The following is a 21,553-nucleotide window of genomic DNA, read 5'->3' on the forward strand; positions in this document are numbered from 1 at the left end:
CATGACATGCGCAAACCTGTGGCGAGGGGATAAATCCCCTCACCACAAAGATTAATGTTCGGCACAGAAAACTCTTCAATCCTCATTCATTGAGCAAGATTTAATGACTCCCTTGCCCGCACCTCTGCGCTGGCTCTACTCCCTGGAATGGCGTCGGGGCTTCTTCGACTGGGCACGCAGTGACGGCGTGACCTGGGTCTATATCTTCAAGGTGTTGATCGCTGCGTTCCTCACGCTGTGGCTGGCGATGCGTCTGGAATTGCCGCAGCCGCGCACGGCGATGATCACCGTGTTCATCGTCATGCAGCCGCAAAGCGGTCAGGTGTTCGCCAAGAGTTTCTATCGCTTTCTCGGCACGCTGGCCGGGTCGGCGATGATGGTCACGCTGATTTCGCTATTCGCGCAAAACACCGAGCTGTTCCTCGGCTCGTTGGCGATCTGGGTCGGCATCTGCTCGGCTGGCGCGGCGCGTTGCCGTAACTTCCGCGCCTACGGTTTTGTGCTGGCCGGTTACACCGCCGCGATGGTCGGTTTGCCGGCGCTGGCCCACCCGGACGGTGCTTTCATGGCGGCGGTGTGGCGCGTGCTGGAGATCTCGCTGGGGATTCTCTGCGCCACCGTAATCAGCGCCGCGATCTTGCCGCAAACCGCCAGCGCAGCGATGCGCAACGCCTTGTACCAGCGCTTCGGCGTGTTCGCGATGTTCGTCACCGATGGCTTGCGCGGACGCAGCAAAACCGAATCTTTTGAAGCGAGCAACGTGCGTTTCATCGCCGAGGCGGTGGGGCTGGAAGGGCTGCGCAGCGTGACTGTGTTCGAAGACCCGCACATGCGTCGGCGCAATGGTCGACTGAGCCGTTTGAACAGCGAGTTCATGGGCATCACCACGCGCTTCAATGCCTTGCATCAGTTGCTGGAACGCTTGCGCGGCAATGGTGAAGAACACGTTGTGGCGGCGATCAGACCGGGTCTGCAGGATCTGGCCGAAGTCCTCGACGGTTTCAGCGGCCGGGCACTGACCAGCCCCGATGCTGCACGGCTGGCGACGGCGCTGGCGACCTACAAGGAAGGCTTGCCGGCGCGGGTGCGCAGCCTGCGCGCAATCTTTCAGGAGAGCGAGCCGAGCGACGCCGAGCAACTGGATTTCCACACCGCGTATGAATTGCTCTATCGCTTCGTCGACGATCTGCACGGTTACGCGCAAACCCATGCGTCCCTGGCCGATCACCGCCACGAACGTGAGCGCTGGGACGAGCCGTTCACCCCGCAAACCAACTGGTGGGCGGCGGCCGCGTCGGGGATTCGCGCCTCGTTCATTCTGATCGTGCTGGGCAGCTATTGGGTCGCCACCGCGTGGCCGAGTGGCGCGACAATGACCCTGATCGCCGCCGCCACCGTGGGCCTGTCCGCTGCCACGCCGAACCCGAAACGCATGGCCTTTCAGATGGCTTGCGGCACTTTCCTTGGTGCGCTGATCGGCTTCGTCGAGATGTTTTTCATCTTTCCGTGGATCGACGGTTTCCCACTGCTGTGCGTGATGCTCGCGCCGGTGATCGTGCTCGGTTCGTTCCTTGCCTCTCGGCCGCAATACGCAGGTGTCGGTCTCGGCTTGCTGATCTTCTTCAGCACCGGTTCGGTGCCGGACAACCTGACGATCTACAACCCCTACACCTTTATCAACGACTACATCGCCATGGTCATGGGCATGCTGGTGTGCGCGGCGGCGGGCGCGATTATTTTGCCGCCCAACAGTCGCTGGTTGTGGCGCCGCCTGGAGCAGGATCTGCGTGGCCAAGTGGTCTATGCGATCAGTGGCAAACTCAAGGGCCTGGCGTCGAGTTTCGAGAGCCGCACCCGCGACTTGCTGCATCAGGCCTACGGTCTGGCGGCCGGTGAGCCGAAGGTGCAGAAGAACCTGCTGCGCTGGATGTTCGTGGTGCTGGAAGTCGGCCACGCGATCATCGAATTGCGCAAGGAACAGGCGATTCTGCCGGTGCACCCGGCATACGCCGAATCGCAGCCGTGGCGGCAGGCGATCCGTGTGATGGGCCGGGCGTTGGTGCGGCTTTTTCTGCAACCGAACTCAAGCAATCTGGAGCGCGCGCTGGTGGCGGTCGATCATGCGATCAGCCGTGTCGCCGCCACTGACGAACCGTTCGCGCCGCACTTCGACACCTCCGCCCTGCGCCGGGTGAAGAGCTATCTGCACTTCATCCGCACCTCGTTGCTTGACCCGCAATCACCGCTGGCCGCTTTTGCTCCCGCCAGGCCTGAAGGACTTGCCCATGCCTCGTGAAATCGCCTTCCACGGCGTGTACATGCCGACCATGACCCTGATGTTTTTCATCGCTGCCGCATTGGCCTGGGCGGTGGATCGGTTCTTGTCGGGCTTCGATCTGTACCGCTTCTTCTGGCACCCGGCGCTGCTGCGCCTGAGCCTGTTTACCTGTCTGTTCGGCGCGATGGCGCTGACGGTTTACCGTTGACTCTCTATCTCTGAAGAAGGCTCTGATGAAAAAGTTTTTCAGCCTGCTCGCGACCCTGCTGGTGCTGGCCCTTGCGCTGTGGATTGGCCGGACCTTGTGGGTGCATTACATGAACACGCCGTGGACCCGCGACGGTCGGGTGCGTGCCGACATCATCAACGTCGCCGCCGACGTCACCGGTGAAGTGATAGACGTACCGGTGCGGGACAACCAATTGGTGAAGAAGGGCGATTTGCTCATGCAGATCGACCCCGAGCACTACCGCATCGCCGTGAAACAGGCGCAGTCGCTGGTCGCTTCGCGCAAGTCGACATGGGAGATGCGCAAGGTCAACGCCCATCGCCGCGCCGATCTGGACAACCTGGTGATCTCCAAGGAAAACCGCGACGACGCCAGCAATATCGCCGAGGCGGCACTGGCCGACTACCAACACGCGCAGGCGCAACTGGAAGCCGCCGAACTCAACCTCAAACGCACCGAAGTGCGCGCGGCGGTGGACGGCTATGTGACCAACCTCAACGTGCATCGCGGCGACTACGCGCGCATTGGTGAGGCGAAAATGGCCGTGGTCGACATGAATTCGTTCTGGGTTTACGGCTTCTTTGAAGAAACCAAACTGCCGCATGTGCGCGTGGGTGACAAGGCCGACATGCAGTTGATGAGCGGCGAAGTCTTGAAGGGCCACGTGGAAAGCATTTCACGCGGCATCTATGACCGCGACAACCCGGAAAGCCGCGAGCTGATCGCCGATGTGAACCCGACTTTCAACTGGGTGCGATTGGCGCAGCGAGTGCCGGTGCGCATTCACATTGATGAAGTGCCGGAGGGTGTTTTGTTGGCGGCGGGGATTACTTGTACGGTGGTGGTGCGGCAGGCCGTTGTGGATAACTGACCGACCGCGTTGACTGAATCGCGAGCAGGCTCACGCCTACACTGGATCTGTGTCACACCGAAGATCCGCTGTAGGCGTGAGCCTGCTCGCGACAGGAGCCACTCGGTCTTTCGGCGAACTGCCGAACTGTCATTCGCTGCAAAACGTCTCCTGCAAATGCAGCCACAGCACCCGTCCGGCCGGGGCTTTTTCAAACACCACCGTCGACCGTCGATCCGTGTGCAACCCGCTCGCATCAGTCTGCTGCTCGCGATAACTCAGCGTCGCGCCGTGCGCATGCAACGCAATCGCGCGCAGCTCGCCGAGCTGGATTCTGAAGCCTTTCTTCTTCCCGCCCGTCGCTTGGAACAGCGCTCGCAAGGCCTCGAAATCCACAGCGCGGCCCAGCGGCGTGACCATGGAAAAGCGTGGCGAAAAATGTGTCAGTAATTGCTCCAGTGCGGCGTTGTCTTGTTCCACGGAAAACCAGCTTTCGATGGCCTCGTGCGCCTGAATCACTTCGTCAAAATATTCTTTGTAGTCAGTCATGAGGATTTTTCCTGAAGGGAAGCAGTGCTCAGCAGGGCGAGCACTTTCGTTGCATCGAAACGCAGCACGGCGACCATGGGCAACAGCGTCAGCAGCGCGGCGGCGAGAAAGCAGTATTGGAAACCGTTGGCGCCCACTGCGCCCAACAGCGAACTGAGTAGCGCCGCGCCGAGGCAGAAACCGAGCTGGCGATTGATGTTCCACAGGGCACTGGAGTGCCCCATCTTTTCCGGCGCCATGCCGACAAAGGCCAGGGTCTGCGCGGTGACGCTGCACAGGCTGCCGCCCAGTCCCATCAGGGCGTAGGCGACGATCAGCGGGGCGGCGGCGGGTTGTTCGATACGCATCAGCAGGACAATGCCCAGGCACTGCAAAAGCATGCCGGCGATCAACAATGGCTTGGGGCCGATACGGTTGAAATTGCGTTTGCCCAGCATGATCGCCACGCCCGAGGCTGCCGCCCAGGACAGCATCAGCGCCCCCGTTTTCGCTGCGCCGAAACCGAGGTCGTGCAGGTACAACACGGCAATCATGTTGGTGCCGGTAAAGACGCCGGGCACAAACAGGTAGATCAGCATTGCCAGGCGCAGCGACGGACTCTTGATCAGTTGCAGGTCGAGCACCGCGCCGGGTTTGTGCCAGCCATCACGCAGGTAAAACCATAACGTCATGACGCCGAGCAACAGCACGCCACCTGCCAGATTTCGGGTCGCGGACGCACTCGCCAGACTCACGGCAATCAACAACAGACTCAAGGCGGACACGGCCAGCAGCAGGCCACGTATATCCAGGGTCGGACGTTCACGGCTGGCCCGATCCGCTTTCAACCAGAGCAGACCCAGTCCGAAAGCCAGCAGCGCCATGGGCATATTCAGGTAGAAAATCCAGCGCCACGACAGCGCTTCGACGATCAGGCCGCCCGCCGCTGGCGACAGGGCCGGCACCATCAGCGCCACCAGCAGCACCACGCCGGTGAGGTGCGCGCGTTGCGTTGCGGGGTATTGCCGATAAGCCAAGGCCTGACCCACCGGCAGCAACAACCCGCCACCGAGCCCTTGCAGCAGGCGCCAGCCAATCAGGCTTTCAATCGACCCGGCCTGGCCGACCAGACCGGAGGCGATCCCGAATATCAGCAATGAACCGAGGATCAGACGGCGCTCGCCCAACCACGCTGCCAGCCACACGCTCATCGGAATGATCAGCGTCAGCCCGAGCATGTAGGCGTTGGTGATCCACGCCAATTGCGTCACCGATGCCTGCAATTCCCGGGCGATGTCCGGGTAGGCAATGCTGGCGGCGAACATGTTCAGCAGGTCGAGGGCGAACCCGAACAGATACACCAGCGCGACTTTTGAGCGATAGGCCATGGCAGCTTCCCTGTAATGAGAGGTGCAGGGTAGGGCGCTTCAGGCGTTAGGGAAACGCTGGTTTGCCTGCTAGTTTGTCAAAATTATTTTGACGAGGGGCGTGTTGGATATGGTGAGCCTGGACCGTTTTGACACGTTCAAAGCCGTGGTAGAGGCCGGTTCGTTGACCGCGGCCGCCGAGACCTTGGGTCAGACCCGCGCGGTCGTGAGCTTCAATCTCAAGCGCCTGGAGGAGGAACTGGGCGTGACCTTGCTCACCCGCAACACTCGACAACTGGCCCTGACCGATGCCGGAGAGCGATTTTATCGGCGCTGTTTGCGCACCCTCGACGAAGCGCGGCTGGCGATTGAGGAAGCCCGTTCGGAGCATTCGCAACTCAAGGGCACGCTGCGCATCACCACCACCGTGGAATTTGCCCTGGCCCAGGTGGTGCCGGCGCTGGAGGTGTTTCGCCAGCATCAGCCGCAATTGAATATCCACTTGTCGACGTCCTCGACCCATGCCGATCTGATCTCCGAACGCTTTGACTTGGCGATCCGCCTGGGTCGCATGCACGACTCCAATCTGCGCGCGGTGCAGTTGTCGACGTTCGAGGTGTTTGCGGTGGCTGCGCCGCAACTGGTCGCGCGTTTTGCTCCGGTTGCCACACTGGCAACGCTGGAATCGATGCCGACGCTGGGGCATGGGCGAGTGCCGGAAATGACGGTCACCGACCCGGCCGGCACGGAGCATGTCTACCAGCCAAAACCGGGAACCACCGCCATCGTCGCCGACAATTCGGCGACGCTGCGGGCGTTTGCGTTGACCGGGCAAGGGGTGGCGATATTGCCGCAGTGGCTGATCCAGGACGATCTGGATAGTGGGCGGTTGCAGCGTTTGCTGCCCGATTACCGCTTCGCTGAGCAAGGGGTGTATGCGCTGTATCCGGATACCCGGCATCTGCCACTGAAAGTGCGGGCGTTTATTGATTTCATGAAAGGCTGGGGATGAGTGTTGGCTGATCAGGCCTCTTCGCGAGCAGGCTCGCTCCCACAGGAGATATCTGCAATGACAGGGAACCCCAGTGGGAGCGAACCTGCTCGCGAAAGCGTCAACCCGGTCTCAGAGCTGCCCGCGCAAACCGAAACGCTTCATCAACGTCGACTCCAGCAACCCCTTCGGCAACAAAGCAGCCAACAATGGCAACGCTCGGCTGCCATTGCCAATCCTGATCAGCCGTGGCGGCTTGTTCTGCTGCACAGCCCTCAGTAACGCTGCGGCAAATTCACTGGCCGGCGTCGGCTTGTCCTGCGACGCCTTGGCCCGCGCGCGGATCCCTTCTCGCAATGGAAACCACGGCGATTGTTCATTGATCAACTGCTCAGCCTCATGCCCGGCATTCTTGGCGAAGCTCGATTGAATAGCGCCGGGCTGTACTTCCATCACGCGAATGCCGAACGGCGCCAGCTCCATGCGCAAGGCATCGCTCAACGCATGCACTGCCGCTTTCGAGGCGCAATAGGCACCGGCGAACGGTGTGACCAATACGCCGGAAACACTACCAATGTTCACGACCAAGCCCTTGGCCCGGCGCAACACCGGGAACAGCGCGCGGGTCACGCCGACAATCGAGAACACGTTGGTTTCGAACTGGCGCTGCATGGCTGACACGCCGCCGTCGAGCAGCGGGCCCATGGCGCCATACCCGGCGTTGTTGATCAGCACGTCGAGGCCGCCGTGTTGCTGGTTGATCCGCTCGGCGAGTTGTTCCAGCGCCGCGTTGTCATTGACGTCGAGTTGCACGGCGGTGAACCCGGCTGCCGCCAGCAATGCGACATCTTCAGGCTTGCGCGCACTGGCCCAGACGTCATAACCGGCAGTTTTGAATGCATCGGCGAGGGCGCGGCCGATGCCGCTGGAACAACCGGTGATCAACGCAACGGGCATGGCGCATTCCTTGTGCAAAAAAGTGGGGAAGGGGATCAGTCGGAGAAACTACCCTGCAATCGCTCGGCGCGAAACTCCAGAGTTTGCGGGCGATAGCCGGGGCGCAGCGGCGGCATCGGCAGGCAATCTTCCCAACTGCCGCCGGCCTGCAATTCGCCGGGGCCACGGTAGCGTGGCGCGGAGTATTGGTTGTCGGCCAGATTCACGGTGTCGCCCGGCGCATAGGCAGCAATACGCCAACGCAGTTCGGTCAGCGGCACACTGTTGCCGTTGTTCATTTTCAGTTGCAACGGGCGATCGGCGGGGCATTGTTCGGGGGCGTAGCTGATGCGCAGTTCAAGGCGCGCCAGTTGTTTGATCTCGCGGTTGTCCAGCCACACCACCCACATGGCCACCAGACCGAGGCCGATAGCTGCCGCCACCGAAACCGGCAAGGCCTTGGCCGGGTAGCGCAGCAACAGGATCAGCCAGGTGATGACCAGCAAAACGCCGATGAACATTTCGCGCAACCTCGAGGAGATAGAGGGGCATCCTACCTAAGCGTAGGTGAGGTTGGCGATGGGCATCGGGACTTGCGGTGTCTGACCGGGCCTCTTCGCGAGCAGGCTCGCTCCCACAGGGGAATGCATTTCAAGTGTGGGAGCGAGCCCGCTCGCGAAGAGGCCATTGCCGGCGACACAGAATCCGGACAAAAAAAGCCCCCGCCCAACCCGCTGCGGATAGGGGACGCAACGGGCTGGACGGGGGCTTCTTTTAAGCGGACGTTACTGCGCGATGGTTTTCACCGACACGCCACGTTCGATCGGGGTCGAGCGGCCGTAGATATCTTCGAAACGCTCGATATCGTCCTCACCCAGGTACGAACCCGATTGCACTTCGATGATTTCCAACGGGATCTTGCCCGGGTTGCGCAGGCGATGCACCGAGGCGATGGGGATATAGGTCGACTGGTTTTCGCAGAGCAGGAACACGTTGTCATCGCAGGTCACTTCAGCGGTGCCGCTGACGACGATCCAGTGTTCGGCGCGGTGGTGGTGCATCTGCAACGACAGGCAGGCACCTGGTTTGACCGAGATGTGCTTGACCTGGAAGCGGCCGCCCATGTCCACCGAGTCGTACGAGCCCCACGGACGGTAGACCTCGCAGTGGTTCTGGGTTTCGCTGCGACCCTGTTCGTTGAGGGTGTTGACCATCTGCTTGACGCCTTGGACCTTGTCCTTGTGGGCGATCATCATGGCGTCCTTGGTTTCGACCACCACAATATTTTCCAGACCGATCACCGACACGAGCTTGCCGTTGCCGTGGATCATGCAGTTCTTGCTGTCCTGGATCACCACATCGCCTTTGGTCACGTTGCCGTTGGCGTCTTTCTCGTTGACTTCCCACAGCGACGACCAGCAACCGACATCGCTCCAGCCGGCAGTCAGCGGCACCACGCAGGCGCGTTGGGTTTTTTCCATCACGGAGTAGTCGATGGAGTTGTCCGGGCAGCAAGCGAAGGTGGCTTCGTCCAGCGTGACGGTGTCGGCGTCCTGTTCGCTGCGCTCAAGGGTCAGCAGGCAGGTGTCGTAGATGTCCGGATCATGCTTTTTCAGCTCTTCGAGGAAGCGGCTGGCGCGGAACAGGAACATGCCGCTGTTCCAGTAGTAACCGCCGGATTCAACGTATTCGGTGGCGCGTTTTACATCCGGTTTTTCGACGAAGTGCGAGACGCGACTGACGCCTTCGGGCAACAGCGAGTCAGCGGTGGATTTGATGTAGCCGTAACCGGTTTCCGGTTTGGTCGCCGGCACGCCGAACAGCACCATTTCGCCATTTTCGGCGGCGACGGTGGCCAGGGCGAGGGCGCGTTGCAGGGCTTTCTGATCTTCGAGCACGTGGTCGGCCGGCAGCACCAGCATCAGTTCGTCACGACCTTCATTGACCAGCATCATCGCGGTCAGGGCCACGGCCGGCGCAGTGTTGCGGCCGAACGGTTCCATCAGGATGCGCTGGCATTCCAGTTTGCGGTTGGCCAACTGTTCGTTGACGATAAAGCGGTGATCCTTGTTGCAGACCACGATCGGGGTGTCCATGCCTTCGAACACCAGGCGCTCGAGGGTCTGCTGGAACAGTGTGTGTTCGCCAGTCAGGGCCAGGAACTGTTTAGGGAATTGCTTGCGCGAAAGCGGCCAAAGACGTGAACCGCTACCACCTGACAAGATCACCGGAATCATATTGTTTACTCCATAAAATCGATTGGGTTAGAGCCACGAACGTTGTGTCGTTTCACTCTTGTTTTTGTCTCGTATCCGAACTCTCACCTCGGTCCCTGTGGGAGCCTGGCTTGCCAGCGATGGCATCACCTCGGTGTATCTGCAGAACCGAGGTGTCTGCATCGCTGGCAAGCCAGCTCCCACAGGGAGCCGGGTCAGTTCGGAAAATTGATTAGCGCGTCGACACCGGGCGTTTCACCCAGACTGGCGACAGGCTGCTGCCCGAACCGGTGACGTACAGCACTGCTGCTTCACCGCGCTCCAGGGCAACCGGTTTCACGTCGCCGACTTTCTTGTCGCCTTCGTACAGCGCCAGGCTGACTTTCACCGGGTTGATTTCACGCTCGCCACGGCCCTTGGCCGCTACGTTTGGCACGACGTCGGTCTTGCCGTCGGCGGTTTTCAGGGTCAGCGGCTTGTCGCTGAGGTTCTGCACGCGCACCAGAGATTTCTGCTTGTTCTTGAACGGCGGTTCTTCGATCAGTTGCGGCGCGCCGGAAGCGTTGTTGACCAGGGTGTAGTAGTGATCACCGGCGAGTTTTACCGGCAGGGTCTGGCTGCCGACCTTGGCGCTGTAGTCACCGCCCGGCATGAAGCTGAAGTCGCTGCTGGCCAGCGGCGCAACGTCGCTCAGGTTAGTGCTGCCGACGGTGGCGCTGACTTCAGCGTTGCTGGCGTTGTAGATACGCACAAAGGTCGAGCCTTTCGGTGCGGTCGGGCCGTAGAGGGCAGCGTCGCCACCGGCGAAGGCGGGTACGGAAAGCACGCTGAGGCCAGCAACCAGTGCGAAGCTTTTAGCGAGACGGCGAGGAGTAGTAGTGAAAGTCATGGTGTACCTCTCTTTCAGTTTTGCGCCCGGTCGGGCGTCTCGGATTTAGTGTTGATGGCTACGTTTTGTTGGCGAGCGCCGGCTTGTTTAAGCTCTGCGACCCACTGCGGGTCGGCGTCGCCGATTTCGTTGTTCACAGGCAGATATCGTTCAGGAAACTCCCAGATCAGCACCTGTGGCGGGCTGTTCTTGAAGTCATCGCTTTTCAGGTAGCTGAGCATCGGCAGGATCGGGCCGTGACCGTCTTCGGCGTAATTGACCACGTCGCTGTGCAGCGCTTGTTTCAGCGCACCGACGAAGTTCCAGTTGGGGTTGGCGCTGTAGCTGGTACCGATCAGCGCGACCGGCACTTCGCTGTTGGCGAACAACGCGTCGTCACCGGCAGGTTGCTCGCCAGCGGCTACGGTGTTGCGCTTTTGCAGCGGCTCTTGCGCCGGCATCAGGTTTTCGAACAGCGGGTCCAGCGGCAGGAACAGACGCAGGTCGCCCTTGTGCGTGACCTTCTCGGCCGGCGTGGTGACGAAGCGCTGTGGCTCGCCGCTGAGCGGGAACTTGTCGGCGATGGTTTTCGCCAGGGTGTTAGCCGCGACCTCGGCGCCCTCAGGCGTCCAGTGCGTATCGGTGCGCAGGAACACTTGCTGACCGTTCTGCTTGGCCTGTTGCAATGGCTTGAGCAGGTCAGGGGCGAGGATCTTGTCCGCCGCAACGCGGTGGTGGAAATCCTCATAGAGGTTGGCGTGAATGCTCGCCGGTTTCACTTCACCCAGGTGTTCCGGGTACAGGCGAACCTTGGCCGGCACGATCGCCATCACCAGTTTCACGCCTTTCTCTTTCAGGGTCTGGCGTACGCCTTCGACCAGCGCGTAGTTGCCTTGCAGGTTCAGCTCTTCGTTGACGATCGGGTTGAATTCCTCATCGCTGTACAACCACTGGTCGCGACCGAGCACGACGCCCGGACGACCTTCGTTGAACAGTTTGAAATCCAGCGCGGCCCAGAGGTTGGTGCCCAGACGCTTGATCGGAAACTCTTCGTCATAGTGGGTTTCCACGGCTTTGGTCCAGCGGCCGTTGAGCACCGTCGCGTCGGCGTTGGTGCTGAAGCCGAAGAAGCTGCGTACCGACCACAGACCCAGGACCAGCAGGGTCACCAGGAACAGGGCGATGTAGAAGATGCGTAATGAGCGGGTCATGTCAGATCCCTCAGAACTGGAAGTAAAGGAACGGCGAGAAGCTTTGCGCCGAGAGTTTGAGAATCGAGGCGATGAACAGCAGCAGGATCAAGCCGCGCATCACGTAACGAGACCAGTCCGCCGTCCAGTAGGCCGGTTGCACCTGGGCGTCGACGCCGACGGTGTAGCCAGGCTCGTGGATGCTCGCCGGGTTTTCGCCGGGGGCTGCCTTGATCATTCCTGGGGTCGCAGCGGCCGGGCCGTCGGTTTCGACGTTGACCACTGGCTTGGTTTTGACCGGAGGCTGGTTGGTGTAGAGATCACGCAGACCGAAGAACGCCAGCGTCACGTAAGCCACCACCAGCGTCGCCACTTGCAGACCGGTGAGGCTGGCCTGATTGAGTTCCGACAGCGACCAGTCACCGAAGCTGAACATCGCGCCGTACATGCGCCCGGCAACGTGCAGGTTCTCGGCACGGAAGATCACCCAGCCCATGACCACGAGCAGGAAGGTCAGTGCCCAGCGGATCGGGTTGAGGCTGCGCGGCGAGGTGTTCAGGCCCAGTGCCTTTTCAATCGCCAGCCACATGCCGTGCCAGGCGCCCCAGACGATGTAGGTGATGTTCGCACCGTGCCACAGACCACCGAGCAGCATGGTCAGGAACAGGTTGCGATAGGTCATCAGCGTGCCTTTACGGTTACCGCCCAGAGTGATGTACAGGTAGTCACGCAACCAGGTCGACAGGCTGATGTGCCAGCGGCGCCAGAACTCGGTGATCGACTGGCTGATGTACGGCTGCTTGAAGTTTTCCATGAAACGGAAACCCATCATCAAGCCCAGGCCGATGGCCATGTCGCTGTAACCGGAGAAGTCGAAGTACAGCTGCGCGGTGTACGCCAGCGCGCCGAGCCAGGCATCACCGGTGGTCGGGTTTTGCAGGGCGAAGCAATGGTCGGCCACGACTGCGAGGGTGTCGGCAATGAAGACCTTCTTGATGAAACCCTGCATGAACCGTGTGCAGCCCTCGGAGAATTTGTCGAGGGTGTGCGTGCGGTTGTTGAACTGGTCGGCGAGGTCACGGAAACGCAGCACCGGGCCGGCAATCAGGTGCGGGAAGATCGCCACGAATGCCGCGAAGTCGATCAGGTTACGGGTGGCCGGGGTGTCGCCGCGGTACACGTCGATGATGTAGCTGATGGACTCGAAGATGTAGAACGAGATCCCGATCGGCAACAGCACGTGCGTGAGGATGAACGGCTCAAGACCCACCGACGTCATCATCGCGTTGATGCTGTCGACGCCGAAGTTGGCGTACTTGAAGTAGCCGAGGATGCACAGATCCACTGCCACGCCGGCCAGCAACCAGCGCTGGGCCGGTTTGGTCCTGACGCCAGCGGCACCGACTTTGAGGCCGATCCAGTAGTTCCACAGCGTCACCGCTGCGAACAATGCGAGGAAGTCCACCCGCCACCACGCGTAGAACACGTAGCTGGCGATCAGCAGCAGCAGGTTGCGATAGCGTTGCCCGCTCAAGTAGTACAAGCCGAGAAAGATCGGCAAGAACAGAAACAGGAACACGTTGGATGAAAATACCATCCCGATCTCTCCATGTTTGAACCAACAGTCAAGGGCCAAAGCCCCCCCAGACCCCCCACGCAAAACCGGAGGGCTAACTCACAAAACTCAAACCTGATACCGAACCCTGTAGGAGCTGCCGAAGGCTGCGATCTGTTGATCTTCAAAAGCCCGATCAAAAGATCGCAGCCTTCGGCAACTCCTACATTGGGTGGTGTGCGATCTATGAACCCTTGTTGCCCTTTTCATGGGTCGGGTCATAGACCTTGGTCAGGTCGCCACCGAGGCGGAAGGTCTTGAACGGCTGCATGCCGCGCTTTTTCTCGATCACCTCCGGCGCACAGGTGTAGAGCGTGCAGAACGGTTCGAGCCAGGCGAATTTCATGTCCTCTTTGAGGTCGGTCATGTCCTGCTTCTTGCCGTTCTTCTCTTCGAATTCGTCCGGGTCTTTCACGCCGGACAACACGCGATCACCCAGACGCTTCAGCGCGCCGTTGTTTTCCTGACGCAAATCCACACCGTTGACCTGAGCAAAACTCGCAATCATCGCCAGCGGCGGCAGGGCGTAGTTGTGGTAGGCGAGGGCGCGTTGCTGGCGCTTGAGTTCGTTCGGCAGATAGCCGTCGGCATCGATCTGATTGGCGCCGACCTTGTATTCCTTGACCGCCCAATCGAACAGGTCGCGGCGGTTGGTCGCGACCGACGTCGCCATCACCGACCATGCGGCCCAGTACGAGTGGTTGTTGGTTTTTTCCAGCGGCAGGTTGTCCCAGTCGCTGACCACCTGATCGGCCATTTTGCTGAACCACGCTTCGATCTCCTGCGCTTCCTGCTGGTGTTGTGCCAGCGGATGCGAGTCGGAGAACTTCAGGCGTATGTACGAAGAGGCCATGCTGCCCAGCGCCCATTTGCGCATCGACTTGCCGGTGTGGTTGAAGTCTTTCGACATCAAGGCATCAGCCTTGGCCCACGCGGTCAGCCAGTTCAGCGTGCAATCAAGCTGCTCCGGGCGACCGTCACGCATGAACTGCATCACGCGTTTGGCGGTGCCGCGTTCCAGCGTGGTGATGTCTTTGGTGGTGTCGCGGAAGGCTTTTTCCGACTGCACGTTCAGGGTCGAACGCGCCTTGTCCGAGCCTTCGTATTTGCTGCGAAATTGCAGCGGGCCGGTGTACGGCGCCGGCATCGCGTCGCAGCCTTCGCTTTTGTCGCCGGTCTTGAATTTATCCACAGGCGCAAAATAGCCCTGAGGTGGACGCAGTGGCGCGGCGGCCTGCGCGGTGCCGGCGAAGATCGCCAGCCCGAGCAGCGTCGGCGCTAAAAGAGTTTTCAGTTTCGAGTTTCGCATAGCAGACCTCATTGCCCGACCTGAGCGGTTTGTTGCCCAGCGCCCGGGAATACGTTGCGTTTGCAGATTTTCGCTTCGACTTTCTGTGGCGCGGCGCCGGCTTCTGGCCCTTGGACTTCGACCGCCAGCAGGTTTTGCGAGGCCCAGTCTTCGTCCGTGCGCAGCTCAAAGGCGAAACGACCGTCGGTGTCGGAGGTTTCCGGTTTCTCGATCTTGATGTCCTCGTGGCGACCGTTCATGTACCAGAGGGTGGCTTGCAGGGTTTTCACCGAGGTGTCGGCGAAGCGGATGTCGACCTGATGGCTGCTGTTCTGCAGGTTCAGGTTCTTGCTGTTGACCATCAGTTCTTGTTTGCTGCCCGGCTTCAGCGTGGCGCTGCCGGTCATCTGTGCATCTTTGCCTTCGCAACCGTTGTCGAGCAGGGCCATCATCTGGCGATAGATGGTTTCCTGATCGAGGCGATACAGCGGCGAGAATTCCCAGATGAGAATCTTCGGTGGAGTCTTCTGGAATTCGTCGCTGCCCAGGTACTGCAACATCGAACCTTCCAGACCACCGCCGGGGAAGGCGACGTTGAGAATGTCGGCGCCGATGGCTTCTTCGAGGAAGCCGGCGAAGTTGTAGTTCTTGCCGCTGTGCGATGTACCCACGAGGGTGATTTGCGGGTTGCCGGAATCACCGAACAGATCGCCGTCACCGGCTTCGCCCTTGGGCTCGGTGGTGAACTGGTCCATGTACTGGATTGCGTAACTGGTGCCGCACAGTTGCCCGGCCATGTTGTGCAGGGTGCCGGTCTTGCCCATGCGCCCGGACTTCTTGGTCTCGAACTCACGCTTGGGAATGTCGGCGAAGGCCGGGATCTGCTTGACCTTCTCGGCGACGATTTTCGCTGTGCGCTGGGCACCGTAAGGCGTCCAGTGCTGGTCGCCGCGGAAGTAGAAATCGTGGGCGGGCAGGGTGTCCGGCAGCGATTCGTTGGTCAGCGGCGACAGGTCTGGCACCACGTAACCCATCTTGGCGAAACGGCCGAGCATGGTCTTGTAGTTGCCCAACGCCTTCTCGTAATCGAACGCGGCTTTTTCCTGCGGGTTGAGCTTGTTGCGGTTCACCAGGCCACGGGTCGGCTGATAGACGATCACCAGTTCGACGCCTTTGCTCTTGAACGCATCGTGCAGTTGCTGCATGCGCTTGTAGCCGGCCGGGGTGGTGTTGAATTCGGTGCGCAGGTCTTCCTGGGTACGGAACAGCCAGTCGCCCTGGGCCTGCACCAGCGTGGTGAAGTTTTGCTGATAGCGCGTGGTGTAGTTCTTCGCGTCGTGTGCTTCAGGGCACAGGTTGCAGCAAGGATCAGCGGTGAACTTCGGCGGGGTAGCGCCGGCAGCCTCGTCGGCGCGAGCGCCTTGGCTGGCCGCCAGAATGCCCACGGTCAGGGCCGACAGGCTGAGTAATTTGATCAAGTGTGGGTGCATAAAATTATCCTCAGTCCTGCATTTCGGTCTGGCGTTCGACAGGGTCGATCAGCACGGCTTTCTGCTGGCGCACCAGCAAGTCGAGAATTTCATCCTGGCGCTCGCCGAGGATGCCGTTGAAGCTGATGCCGCTGGATTTGGTCGGCGCCAGCATCGATACGCGGTACAGCTCCACACTCAACGGCGAGTCGATGGACAGCGGGCCGCTGCCGTTGGCCGCCAGTTCACCGCCGACCACGATCAGCGAGACCTGGGCGTCGAACGGGTCGAGCTTGATGTCACGGTCGGTGTCGGTGAGGTCTTTGATGTGGCCGTAGACGCCGGTCAGGCCGTTGGCCATGGCGACGTTTTCGTAGAGGCGAATGTTCACGCTGTTACGAATGCGGATGCCGTGGCGCTTGTTGCTGATGACCTTGTTGCCCCACAGCAGGTTGTCGGCGGACTCGTAGAGGGTGATGCCGTCGGTGTGGTTCTTGTAGATCTCGTTGTAGGCAATGATGTTGTTGACGCTGTTACGGTCGATCACCAGGCCCGAGAGTTTGTTGTCGTAGCTTTTGTTGTTGAAGATGAAGCTGTCGTTGACCTCACGGGAAATAATGATCCCGTGCTTCTTCTTCGTGCCGTGCACCGTGTTCTCGGCAATGATCAGACCGTGTGAACGGTCGTGCGGGTCGATGCCGTAGACGATGTTGTCTTTGTAGGTGTTGCCCTTGACCACGAAGTCGCGGGTCTCGTAGCAGTAGAAGCCGTACCACATGTCCGAGAACTCGGAACCGACGATCCAGCCGGTCGGCTCGGAACGCTTGAGCACCTTGGCCATGTTCGGCGTGTACTGGGAAATACTCACGCCGTACGACTTACTGTTGGCGTAGCCGAAGCTGGCCATCTTGCTGTTGACGATGTAGGTCTCGGTGCCGCCCCAGGCGAGCAGGAACGGACGGAATTCCTTCGGCGAACGGAACGTCGCCGGGCCGTTTTCCTTCTCGCGCCAGCCAGTGACTTTGGTGTCACGCACAAACAACTGGCCGTCGTTGACCAGGAACGAACCGGCCTCTTGCGACAGACGCAATTCCTGAGTCTGGCCGTCGATTTCGAGGATGCCTTTACGGCCGACCACGATCGGCAACTTCGACAGGTACACGCCCGGCGAAGTTTCGCTGAAATACTGCTTGGGCAGTTTCTGCGCCAGTTCCTTGAGGTTGATGTAGCCGTCGTCGACGAAGATTGCCTGTGGGATGCCGTGCTGACGCACCACCCATTCAGCCATCTTGTTGTCGCCACCGATAAAGTCCTTCAGGGCGTCTTCCTGCATCATCCGGCGCACGCTGACCTTGCCCGCTTTACTGCGCACGATCTTCGCGGCAGCCGCTTCGGCAGTGAAGCCGGACAGGTCAGGCAGTTTCGGCGCGGCCAGGTTCAGCGCCTCGGTCGGCGCGCTGCTGACGGTGTAGGTCTTGGCTTGCTGCAACTCTTTGGCGGTGGTCGCCGGTTTGCCCTGTTGCGGCGCAACCGGCTCCACCGTGGCGAAGGCACCAGCCGAGGCCAGCAGCATTGCGCCGGCCAACAGGCTGAGCGAGCCTTTCCTTGCATGGTTCATGTCGGGCACTCCCTTCGCGGTTTGCATCAGAAGCGCCAGATCACGTCGATGAACGCGCGGTGCATGTACGAATCAACCTGGCTGCCATAGGCGTCGCCCGGCTTGAACACGCCGCCACGCAACCGTACCAGCGCCGAAGGCTCGTCGATCGACTGGCTCAACGCCGCCGGCAACAGGCCTTGCTTGAAGTACTTGGTGACGACCAGATCCATCTCCTGACCCAGATCCTTGTTGCCGTCCTGCAGTGGCAAAGAAGTGCTGGAAAGGATCGCGCCAGTGACGTCGTCGGTGTTGTTCTCAACGGCGTTGATGCCGTTGCTGCCGACCGGTTTGCTACCGTCGACACGCCAGAACTTGTGGTAGATCAGGCTGGCGTCGTACTCGTCGTTGAGCATCCACGAACCGAACAGGGTGGCGGTCTGCATGTTGTTCATTTCGCCACGGAAGGCTTCGCCGAAACGGTGAACCCGCGAACGGGTACCGGTGTAGTTCGAGCGGTTGCTCTCCAGACCGGTCTGTTCGTAATCGGCGCTGGCGCGGGCATACGCGGCGCCGACCTGCCATTGCGGATCGAGGCGCAGACGCACACCGATGTCGGTGGCCCAGCCATTCACATCATCGCTGCGCTTGGCTTGCGCCGGGCGCGAACCATCGGCGTTCAGCGCGTTGACCGTGTCGCGGTCGCCGCTCATGCCGGTGATGCTGCCCCAGTAGTTGACGGTGTTGGTGTTGCGCCAGTTGTAGGCGTCGCTGTCGGCGGTGAGACCAAGCCAGCTGATGTCGCCGTTCTCTTTCTTGTCCAGCGAGTCACCGGCAACGCCCGGCTCTGGATAATCCAGTTTACCGTCGTCGTGGGTGTGGTGACCGCGGATGCCGACCCAGTTACCCGGTGTCCACTGGTAAGCGGCATCGGCGTAGGCGTGCAGGCGATCTTTGTCTTTCGGCGCCAGCTCTTTGAGGTCGGTGCGGTATTCGCTGAAGCGTTCGGCAACACCGGCGTTGGCACGCAACAGGGTGGTGTCGAAGGTCCAGTTCAGTGCTTCGATGTTGGTGTCGCGCCACTGGCCGTCGTCATTGCGCAGGCGCTGGCGACCGAACTTGAGCATCTCGCCAGGGTACGGGGTGAGGCCGCTGTAGCCGACCCAGAATTCACGCATCGCCAAGTAGTTTTTCTTGGTCTTGCGGTCACCGTTGTCGGTGGTCTGGGTGCCGTCGCTGTCGGACTGCTGCAGGGTGTCGGTCTCGATGATGTCGGTCGAGGTCACGGCCTGGCCCATGGCGTAGGCGCTCCACGCGCCGCTTTCGCCGTAGACCCACGGACGCAGATCGAGGCCGACACCGTTGACGTCGCCGCCACTGGCGGTGCCGAGGTCGCGGTCGTCTTCGGACTGGCCGGTGATTTTCACTTCGAGGCCGAAGTTTTTGCTTTCAGTCATCGCGGCCAGTGTCGGGCAAGACCAGATCAGCGCGAAAGTGAGGCCAATGCCGGCCTTCACGAATGGATTGAGCTTCATAGTTTTTCCTCGCCGTCTTCTTCTTGCAGGGCGTGCAGTTGCAGCGTGTTCTGATTCAGGGCACCACGGCTGGCCTGTTCCTGTCGCAGCAGGCGCTGGGCTTCGGCCAGACGCTCGGGCGGCAACTGCGCCGCGAGGGTGGTCGCCAGCTCATCGGCTTGTGGGGTGTTTTGCGCCTTGGCCAATTGGCTGAATACATAGGCGTTGAGCGGGTCGGGCTTGGTGCCCTTGCCTTGGGAAAACAGCTGGGCGATGGCGAAGTCAGCGCTGTTCTGGCCGTTGCGCGCAGCGGTCAGCAGGTGGTCGAGCGCCTTCTGCGGATAGACCTTGCCCAGGTAACCACGGCGGTAGATCTGGCCGAGGTAGTAGTCGGCAGCGACTTCACGGCCCACGGCTTTCTGGAAATGTTCTTCGGCGACTTTGGCGTCGGCCGGGACCATTTTGCCTTCGTAGTAGAGCTTGCCCAGCAACAGCTCGGCGCGCGGCTGGTCGGCGGCGCGGCCGTTGTCGAGGTACTTCATCATCTGATCGACGTCGCCCAATTCAGGGAAGTCGTAAAGCAATTGCGCGAGGGTCACCCACGACGCCGGGTAGCCCGGAGCAATCGGCTCAAGCAGCGACTGCGCGGTTTTTTCGTCGGTCTCGCCCAGGGTCGAATCGGCCAGCACACGGGCGACGGAATCGACGCGTTGAGCGGTGACGGTGCCGCGGCTGTAACCGGCCTGCATTTGCTTGATCAGCTCGGCCTGTTGCTCCGGCTGGGCACGTTTCTGATAGACCGTGGCCAGTTCGACGTAGCAGATGTCGGTGGTGTTGAGGGCGGCTTTGCAGATCTTTTCCACGTCATCCAGGTGCTGGTCGTAAGTGCCTTGGGTGCGATACAGCAGCACTTGCGCCAGTCCCGCTTCCGGGTAACCGGATTTGCGCCACTGATCGATCTGCTGCTGAGCGTTGATGTTCGGGAAGCTGTGCGGGTATTGCAGGTACAGCATCGCCAGCGGGATCAACGTATTGCCTTCGCCATGGGCGGCGGCTTTTTTCAGCAGGGTTTCGGCTTCGTGGTGCTCGGCTTCGGTGGAACCGGGTTTGGCCACCAGCAAGCGACCCAGACGGGCCTGAGCGCGAGGTGAAACACTGGCCGCCGCGCGATAGGTCGCTTCGGCCTGTTTCATCTGCGCAGGGTCACGGCTGTCGACCTGGATATCGGCGAGGCCGACTTGCGCTTCGCTGTAACCCAGATCGGCCAGTTGCTGATAGTTCTGCGCCGCGGTGGCGGTGTCGCCACGCTTGAGCGCTTCGTTGGCCAGACGCTGATCGGGCAGGCCGGCGCAACCGGCCAAGGCAATTGCCATGGCCAGGGTCAGCGGAACCGGCAGGATTCTGATTGGGCTAGTCACAGGCATGTCCTCGACTTAAAGACCGGCAGCCATGGCTTTGTCGATCAGCCAGTTCAGGTTCGGGCCACGGTCGCTGTTCACTTCCACCGGGCGGCCGGCGAGGCTGCTGTCGAGCGACTCGTCAGGCTTGATCTGTACGCGGATATCGGAGGACAGATCGGCGCTTTTCAGGCTGGTGCTGCTGACGATCTTGCCGGTGCGGATCTTGTCTTCGCCGGCGATCTGGAAGCTCACCGGGGTGCCCGGACGCACGTCGCCGAACTGGCGATAGGAGAAGCGTGCTTCCACATTCGCCTCGGTGTTGCGCGGTACCAGTTGGAAGATCACATCGCCCTTGCTCGCGTATTGACCGTCGGCCACCAGTTGCTGGGCCACGGTGCAATCGCACGGCGAGGTCAGGGTGCCGGTCATTTGCTTGCCGAACAGTTCTTCAACCTTGGCCGGGGACAGTTGGTCTTCTTCCAGGTGACCTTTGAGCACGTCGAGCATGCTGGTGCTGAAGGTCGCCAGCGGTGCGCCTTTGGCGGCGACACCGTCGGACTTGACCAGGCTCTGCACGGTGCCGTCGCGCGGCATGGTGATGTTCATGCCCGGTACGCTGACAAGGCCCGCCTGCGCATGGCTGACGAAGTACATGCCGTACACCGATTTGAAGATGAAACCCGCCGCAACCAGGCCGACCGCAAAAATACCGGCACTGAACGTCACTGCTTTCAGACGCCCGAACGGGGTCATGCCGCTGCCGCCGTCCTTGACCTTGCGCGCCTTGGTGAAGTTGTCGCGCTGCAGGGTTGCCAGCACTTCACCCATGCTGACGATGTCGCCGGCCAGGTGCGAAGTGATCAAGTGGCGCAGAGTGGAAATGTCCTGCGGCTCAAGGTTCTGGAACTGGCAACCGGCACGGCCGGTCTGGCGGTCGAAGGAGCGCACCTGCAGTTCAACGTCCATGGCCAGGCCGAGGTTGTCGATGACGAATTGCAGGCGGGCCTTGTACACCTCGCCGATGGTCAGCGGCATTTGCCCGGCGTTGAACGCCAGACCACCGGCGGACAGGTCGAGAACCCGTGCTTCCATTGGCGTCCGGTCGGGGCCGAAGAAACGCAGCTTGGCCGGGATTTTCACTCGGGCGTGTTGGCGCTGGGCTTCGGATTCATGCACTACGTTGGCGTTGACGGCGGTATTCATAGGGGCGATTTCCT

At 60.9% G+C, this 21,553-nt stretch carries 18 protein-coding genes; 4 read left to right on the forward strand and 14 right to left on the reverse strand.

All coding sequences use genetic code 11. The features are described from left to right. Positions 1-103: 103 nt before the first annotated feature. From PSH79_RS04835 to PSH79_RS04845, 3 genes are read left to right on the forward strand one after another with little or no spacing between them, the layout of a single operon-like run. Positions 104-2,296: an FUSC family protein gene (locus tag PSH79_RS04835; protein WP_305441503.1), complete on the forward strand. Its 2,193-nt coding sequence runs from the start codon at positions 104-106 to the stop codon at positions 2,294-2,296. After that, positions 2,286-2,486, forward strand: coding sequence for a DUF1656 domain-containing protein (locus tag PSH79_RS04840; RefSeq protein WP_007914106.1), 201 nt, complete (start codon positions 2,286-2,288; stop codon positions 2,484-2,486). Before PSH79_RS04835 ends, PSH79_RS04840 begins: the two co-directional genes overlap by 11 nt. Before the next feature lie 25 nt (positions 2,487-2,511). After that, complete coding sequence (locus PSH79_RS04845; RefSeq protein ID WP_305441504.1) at positions 2,512-3,378, forward strand: HlyD family secretion protein; 867 nt, start codon at positions 2,512-2,514, stop codon at positions 3,376-3,378. A gap of 129 nt (positions 3,379-3,507) precedes the next feature. Here PSH79_RS04845 and PSH79_RS04850 read toward each other — a convergent pair whose 3' ends face one another. Together PSH79_RS04850 and PSH79_RS04855 are read right to left on the reverse strand one after the other, a co-directional pair. Beyond that, a complete protein-coding gene (locus PSH79_RS04850) occupies positions 3,508-3,906 on the reverse strand; it encodes a DUF4440 domain-containing protein (RefSeq protein ID WP_305441505.1) in 399 nt (132 codons plus the stop codon). Next, positions 3,903-5,273 (reverse strand): MFS transporter, encoded by a 1,371-nt coding sequence (locus tag PSH79_RS04855; protein WP_305441506.1) that lies wholly within the window; start codon positions 5,271-5,273, stop codon positions 3,903-3,905. The genes PSH79_RS04850 and PSH79_RS04855 overlap by 4 nt, the downstream gene beginning before the upstream one ends. 109 nt (positions 5,274-5,382) lie before the next feature. On the opposite strand from PSH79_RS04855, the gene PSH79_RS04860 reads away from it, so the two are divergent. After that, positions 5,383-6,264: a LysR family transcriptional regulator gene (locus PSH79_RS04860; protein WP_305443875.1), complete on the forward strand. Its 882-nt coding sequence runs from the start codon at positions 5,383-5,385 to the stop codon at positions 6,262-6,264. Between the two features lie 111 nt (positions 6,265-6,375). Here PSH79_RS04860 and PSH79_RS04865 read toward each other — a convergent pair whose 3' ends face one another. The 12 genes from PSH79_RS04865 to PSH79_RS04920 all read right to left on the reverse strand — a co-directional run bounded on the left by PSH79_RS04865 (position 6,376) and on the right by PSH79_RS04920 (position 21,539). Next, positions 6,376-7,200, reverse strand: a complete 825-nt coding sequence (locus tag PSH79_RS04865) for an SDR family oxidoreductase (protein ID WP_305441507.1) — start codon at positions 7,198-7,200, stop codon at positions 6,376-6,378. A 35-nt stretch (positions 7,201-7,235) separates the two neighbouring features. Then, positions 7,236-7,700 carry a multidrug transporter gene (locus PSH79_RS04870; protein WP_305441509.1) on the reverse strand — a complete coding sequence of 155 codons (465 nt, stop codon included), beginning with the start codon at positions 7,698-7,700 and terminating at the stop codon, positions 7,236-7,238. 264 nt (positions 7,701-7,964) lie between these two features. Beyond that, on the reverse strand, positions 7,965-9,416 hold the full coding sequence (locus PSH79_RS04875; RefSeq protein WP_100846177.1) for a mannose-1-phosphate guanylyltransferase/mannose-6-phosphate isomerase: 1,452 nt from the start codon (positions 9,414-9,416) through the stop codon (positions 7,965-7,967). A 211-nt stretch (positions 9,417-9,627) separates the two neighbouring features. After that, on the reverse strand, positions 9,628-10,284 hold the full coding sequence (locus tag PSH79_RS04880; protein WP_038357614.1) for an alginate O-acetyltransferase AlgF: 657 nt from the start codon (positions 10,282-10,284) through the stop codon (positions 9,628-9,630). 14 nt (positions 10,285-10,298) lie between these two features. Beyond that, positions 10,299-11,474, reverse strand: a complete 1,176-nt coding sequence (locus tag PSH79_RS04885; RefSeq protein ID WP_305441510.1) for an alginate O-acetyltransferase — start codon at positions 11,472-11,474, stop codon at positions 10,299-10,301. 10 nt (positions 11,475-11,484) lie between these two features. Next, on the reverse strand, positions 11,485-13,050 hold the full coding sequence (locus PSH79_RS04890) for an MBOAT family protein (RefSeq protein WP_305441511.1): 1,566 nt from the start codon (positions 13,048-13,050) through the stop codon (positions 11,485-11,487). A 202-nt stretch (positions 13,051-13,252) separates the two neighbouring features. Next, complete coding sequence (locus PSH79_RS04895; protein ID WP_305441512.1) at positions 13,253-14,377, reverse strand: mannuronate-specific alginate lyase; 1,125 nt, start codon at positions 14,375-14,377, stop codon at positions 13,253-13,255. Positions 14,378-14,385: 8 nt separating this feature from the next. After that, complete coding sequence (locus PSH79_RS04900) at positions 14,386-15,846, reverse strand: alginate O-acetyltransferase (RefSeq protein WP_305441513.1); 1,461 nt, start codon at positions 15,844-15,846, stop codon at positions 14,386-14,388. A gap of 10 nt (positions 15,847-15,856) precedes the next feature. Continuing rightward, positions 15,857-17,443, reverse strand: a complete 1,587-nt coding sequence (algG, locus tag PSH79_RS04905) for a mannuronan 5-epimerase AlgG (RefSeq protein ID WP_305441514.1) — start codon at positions 17,441-17,443, stop codon at positions 15,857-15,859. Between the two features lie 26 nt (positions 17,444-17,469). After that, positions 17,470-18,957 carry an alginate export family protein gene (locus tag PSH79_RS04910; RefSeq protein ID WP_305441515.1) on the reverse strand — a complete coding sequence of 496 codons (1,488 nt, stop codon included), beginning with the start codon at positions 18,955-18,957 and terminating at the stop codon, positions 17,470-17,472. Beyond that, positions 18,954-20,360 carry an alginate biosynthesis TPR repeat lipoprotein AlgK gene (gene algK / locus PSH79_RS04915; RefSeq protein ID WP_305441516.1) on the reverse strand — a complete coding sequence of 469 codons (1,407 nt, stop codon included), beginning with the start codon at positions 20,358-20,360 and terminating at the stop codon, positions 18,954-18,956. The genes PSH79_RS04910 and algK overlap by 4 nt, the downstream gene beginning before the upstream one ends. A 9-nt stretch (positions 20,361-20,369) precedes the next feature. After that, on the reverse strand, positions 20,370-21,539 hold the full coding sequence (locus tag PSH79_RS04920) for an alginate biosynthesis protein Alg44 (RefSeq protein WP_305441517.1): 1,170 nt from the start codon (positions 21,537-21,539) through the stop codon (positions 20,370-20,372). Positions 21,540-21,553: the final 14 nt, after the last annotated feature.

This window comes from Pseudomonas sp. FP2196 (assembly GCF_030687715.1).
In the GTDB taxonomy this organism is placed as follows: Bacteria; Pseudomonadota; Gammaproteobacteria; order Pseudomonadales; family Pseudomonadaceae; genus Aquipseudomonas.